The following is a 4,851-nucleotide window of genomic DNA, read 5'->3' on the forward strand; positions in this document are numbered from 1 at the left end:
GTTCGTTCGACCAATGAAGGAATCTCCGAGTGCAGGGTCGCATGAGGATCGACGTCGCATCGTCCATTATACGGAATGGCGATATCCAGGAACAGCATTAATGGACAATGTGCGCTAAGTTGACACCTCAAGTAAAAATGGTGGAAAGACTGCGCTCGCGATAGGCGAACATTTGTGAAAATCCGGCCCTGGGACCCCTCGTAAGTGCATGAAAGGCCGGCTTAATCGGTATACTCGTAAAGACCGGGAAGGCTCCGAACCTCCTAGAGGTGCACCGCTTGCGGCGGCTGATCATGGAGCCCCATCTCTTGACCCCGGGGACTTGCGTGCACGCTATTGTTTCCCCGATGCTTTTGGACATCCCCCGGTCCAAAAGGAAGATTGCATGAACGTCTGCAGAGGGTCGCATGCGGGGACAAATGACCGATCCGGTTTGGAAAGGCCAGGTTGACCGATGACATCATCCATGACATCTACAGATATTAAGAATCAGAACGCTGCGGCGGCAGGGGCTGACATGCGTTTCGACGACACCGACTGGCATAGCCTGGAGACCTCGGCTGTGCTGGAGACCCTGCACACCGGGGACCAGGGTTTGGATACGCAGGAGAGCGCACGCCGACTGGAGCTCTTCGGGCCCAACAGTCTGGCCGAGGCCCAGGCCAAACCCCGTTGGAAGCTCTTCCTGGAGCAGTTTGCCGGCCCCCTGATCGCCGTCCTGATGGTCTGCGGCATCATCACCATTTTTCTGCAGCATTATGTGGACGCTGCGGCCATTTTCCTGGTCCTTTTCCTCAATGCCATCATCGGCTATGTGCAGGAGTCCAAGGCCGACAAGGCCGTAGAGGCCCTGACCACCCTGTCCACCCCCACCACGCGGGTGGTGCGTCAGGGCCGGATGGAGCAGATTGACGCCGACCAGCTGGTGCCGGGCGACCTGGTCCTCCTGGAGAGCGGCGATCGCATCCCCGCCGACCTGAGGCTGATCGAAGCCCTCCACCTGCGCATCGACGAGGCCATGCTGACGGGCGAGAGCGAGGATGCCAAGAAGAATACGGACCCCGTGGACCACGATGCAGCCCTGGGCGACAGGCACTGCATGGCCTTCTCAGGCACCATGGTCACCAGCGGCCGTGGCCGAGGTCTGGTGGTGGCCACCGGCTCGGACACCGAGCTGGGCGAAATCAACGATCTTGTCCATGTGGCCAAGGGTCGCACCCCCCTGCAGCGGATAATCCACCGCACCGAGGTGGCCATCGCCGTCGCCGTCCTTCTGGTGGCCATCTTCGTCTTCATCGGCGGAGCCATCCTCTATGGCGACGCTACGGGGGCCTTCCTGTCTGCAGTCTCCCTGTTGGTGGCCTCCATGCCAGAGGCCCTGCCCATCGTGCTGACCGTGGCCATGGCCTTGGGTGTCTCGAGGATGGCCGAATACCATGCCATCGTCCGCTCTCTGCCGGCCGTTGAAACCCTGGGTTCCATCACCGTCATCGGCTCGGACAAGACCGGCACACTGACCCAGAACAGTATGACCGTGGAACAGTTCACCCTGGGCGGCGGCCAGCCCGTCCCGGTCGAGGGCCTGGACCTGGGCAAAGTGGCTGTATCCGACGACGACCGTATGCGTGGTCTGGCCGCACTTGCCCGGGCCGGGGCTCTGACCAATGAGGCACACCGGCAGCCGAATGAACAAGGCGGCATCGAATACAGCGGCGACGCGGTCGATATGGCCATGGCCCGCCTGGCCGACCAGACCGGGGCCGTGACCACCGAAGACCTGGAGGCTCCTATCGTCATGGAGACCCCCTACGAGCCGGAGCTGCTCCACTCCATGACCATCCGCCGCAGCCCTGACGGCACCCTGACCCAATACGTCAAGGGCGCCCCGGACGCGGTCATGGCCATGAGCCGAACCATGCTGGACCCGGATGGCCAGGTTGTTCCCCTGGACACCCAGGCCGTCCACAAGTCCTACGAAGCCATGGGCTCCCAGGGGCTGCGCGTCATAGGCGTGGCCAGCAGGGTCCTTTCCCCTGACCAGGATCCCGCTTCCCGCCGTCGGCCAGACGATCTGACATTCCTGGGGCTTGAGGGCATGCTCGACCCGCCTCGACCCGGTGTGCGCGAGGCCATCGCCGACTGCGCCGGGGCCGGCATCCGTGTGGTCATGATCACCGGCGACCACCCGGTGACCGCAGCCGCCATAGGCCGCCGACTGGGCCTTGAGAATACCGACCAGGCGCTGACCGGCAGCGAGATGCTGGAGATGAGCGACGAGGTCCTCCGGGCCCGTCTGCGCGAGACCTCCATCGCCGCCCGCGTCTCCCCCCAGGACAAGCTGCGCATTGTGGAGGCCCTGCAGGATGAGGGCCATGTGGTGGCTGTGACCGGCGACGGCGTCAACGACGCCCCGGCCCTGAAGGCCGCCTCGGTGGGCATCGCCATGGGTCGTTCCGGCACCGACGTGGCCCGGGAGGCAAGCGATGTGGTCCTGACCGACGACAACTTCGTCACCATCACCCAGGCCGTGCGCCAGGGGAGGGTCATCTTCAAGGCCATCCGCGGATCTGCCTACTTCCTCCTGTCCACGGCTGCAGCCGCCATGATCGCCGTCGGGGTCAATGTGATCTCCGAGGAGCCCCTGCTCTTCCTGCCCCTGCAGATGCTCTGGATCAACTTCGTGACCAACGGTGTCCAGGATATTGCCCTGGGATTCGAACCAGGCAACGGGGATGAACTGGAGTCGCCCCCACGTTCGTCCGGAGAGGGCCTGCTCTCGCGGGTGCTCTGGGCGCGACTGGCCGTCTGCGGGCTCTGGATGGCCACCTGCATCCTGGTCCTCTTCCGCCTCAACATCAACGCGGGAATGGATCTGGCCCACGCCCGGACCATCGCCCTGACCCTGCTGGTCCTCTTCAACTTCTTCGTCGCCATGTCGGCCCGGTCCGAGAACAGGCTGATCTTCCAGCTCAACCCCTTGGACAACACCTTCCTTCTGGTGGCCTCGTTCGTGGCCCTGGGCATCCATGCGGGGGCCATGTATCTGGCTCCGGTTGCAGGCGTACTGGGCATGGCCCCCTTGGGCGCAAGCCAGTGGCTTATCTGCCTGGTGATCGGGCTGACGGTTCTGATCTTCAGCGAGGGCGACAAGATGGTTCGTGCCTTCCTGGCCAAGCGTGGCATCGACACGTCGGGGCGGCCCAAGGGCCATCTGCACCATGTGCGCCGGCGCATCGCGGGCATGATCAACTGAACCGACCTGTCGGGCTGGACTGTCAGACTGAACCCGTGCAAGAACGGTGGAAGGCGCCCATGGAGGAGGCCCTGCGGCTGGCCGGCATAGCCGGAGACCGGGGGGATGTGCCCGTGGGCGCCTTGGTCTTGGATGCCTCGGACCGGGTCATCGGTCGGGGCTTCAACCAGCGGCAGGCCTTGGGCCGTCCCCTGGCCCACGCCGAGATGGAGGCCATCGGGGAATCCGACGCGGGCTGGGACTTGGCCGGGTGCACCATGGTCGTCACCCTGGAGCCCTGCCCCATGTGTGCAGGAGCGCTGATGGCCTGCCACTTCAGCAGGGTGGTCTTCGGCGCCTGGGATCCCAAGATGGGGGCCTGCGGGTCGGTTTGGGATCTGCCCCGTGACCCGCACACCGGAACGAAGGTCGAGGTGCTGGGCGGTGTGTGTGAACAGGCATGCGCCGGGATCCTTGCCGGCTTCTTCGCCCGGCACCGCCAGGACTGAGTCCCGTTTTTCAGCGGGGGTTGTGATTGGCCCTGTACCGCTGGAAGGCCGGGGTGACCTGGAGGGCCGCCCAGATGCAGCGCAGGACGATCAGGCAGAGGTAGGCGGCGAACAGGTTTGCGCCCACCCGTGCGCTGACCCCTGAGGCCGCCCAGGTGCCCACCGGCGTGGTCAGAGCGGCCACGATTCCCAGAAGCAGCCCCTGACCGGCGTGGACCAGATGGTGGCGCAGGTTGGTGAACGTTCCCGACAATGAACTGGGCAGGATGGCCAGCAGGGAGGTTCCCCTGGCGATCAGATCGCTGGCGCCCAGCAGGGCCAGGGCCGGTACTGCGATGGCTCCGCCCCCAACGCCCAGCAACCCTGACAGGGTTCCGATCAGGACGCCGACCAGCAGAATGATCAGGGCCACCGCCGGGCTCAGCCGGATGCTGCTCTCCCTGGAGGGCGTGGACAGCAACTGTTGGGCAATGACTGCCATCAGGAAGCCCACGTAGAGCCACCTGAGTATCACCTCAGGAAGCCGGTCCAGCAGCCAGGTGCCGATCTGCGCCCCAATGACCGTGCCCACGGCCAGCAGCAAGGCGGCCAGCCAGTCCACATGCCCTCCCAGGGCGTAGGAGGCCACCCCGGCCAGCGACATGGGGATCATGGAGGCCAGTGAGGTGGCCGAGGCCTGCCGTTGCTGCAGTCCGGTCCACACCAGGGCGGGCACGATGATCGATCCGCCGCCGATGCCGAACATCCCCGACAGGAATCCGCTGATCACGCCCACCAGGACCAGGATGGCCAGGGTCCGCCGGTCCATCCCTCCGGCTCCGCTCTGCTCTTTCTGCATGGGTTCCAGCCTAGGTCGACGTTTTCTCCGGGATGACAGGATGTCCGCGTATGCGGCAAAGTCCTCCAAGGTGCAGAGATCCGGGCGTATTCCAGCCCTTATGTCCACCATGCGACCGTTGCCTCGGTTCCCTTCTGCCGTCTCGGCATACTGCTTGGTATCCCCCGGGCCGGTCCCCGGAGGTGCGTCGTCTGATCAAGAGAACAAAGAGGGTGTGTTTCGATGCGTTATACGGTCATCGGTGCCGGAGCCATGGGCTATCGTCTGGGCGT

The 4,851-nt window shown here is 64.6% G+C and carries 3 protein-coding genes; 2 read left to right on the forward strand and 1 reads right to left on the reverse strand.

What is annotated here, in order from left to right; genetic code table 11:
- The first annotated feature begins 466 nt into the window (after nt 1-466).
- Together AC0AP0_RS09055 and AC0AP0_RS09060 are read left to right on the forward strand one after the other, a co-directional pair.
- Nucleotides 467-3,253 carry a cation-translocating P-type ATPase gene (locus tag AC0AP0_RS09055; protein WP_490430228.1) on the forward strand — a complete coding sequence of 929 codons (2,787 nt, stop codon included), beginning with the start codon at nt 467-469 and terminating at the stop codon, nt 3,251-3,253.
- 59 nt (nt 3,254-3,312) lie between these two features.
- The gene (locus AC0AP0_RS09060; RefSeq protein WP_198188164.1) at nt 3,313-3,741 is read left to right on the forward strand and encodes a nucleoside deaminase; all 429 of its coding nucleotides are present in this window, start codon (nt 3,313-3,315) and stop codon (nt 3,739-3,741) included.
- A gap of 10 nt (nt 3,742-3,751) precedes the next feature.
- On the opposite strand, the gene AC0AP0_RS09065 is transcribed toward AC0AP0_RS09060, so the two are convergent.
- On the reverse strand, nt 3,752-4,690 hold the full coding sequence (locus tag AC0AP0_RS09065) for a sulfite exporter TauE/SafE family protein (RefSeq protein WP_490430229.1): 939 nt from the start codon (nt 4,688-4,690) through the stop codon (nt 3,752-3,754).
- Nucleotides 4,691-4,851: the final 161 nt, after the last annotated feature.

This window comes from Bifidobacterium sp. POST2/T3 (B1), assembly GCF_058197115.1.

Coding starts and splice junctions, on each gene's coding strand:
- AC0AP0_RS09055 (WP_490430228.1), top strand. CDS start 467: ATGACATCTACAGATATTAAGAATCAGAACGCTGCGGCGGCAGGGGCT.
- AC0AP0_RS09065 (WP_490430229.1), bottom strand. CDS start 4,690: ATGGTGGACATAAGGGCTGGAATACGCCCGGATCTCTGCACCTTGGAG.
- AC0AP0_RS09060 (WP_198188164.1), top strand. CDS start 3,313: ATGGAGGAGGCCCTGCGGCTGGCCGGCATAGCCGGAGACCGGGGGGAT.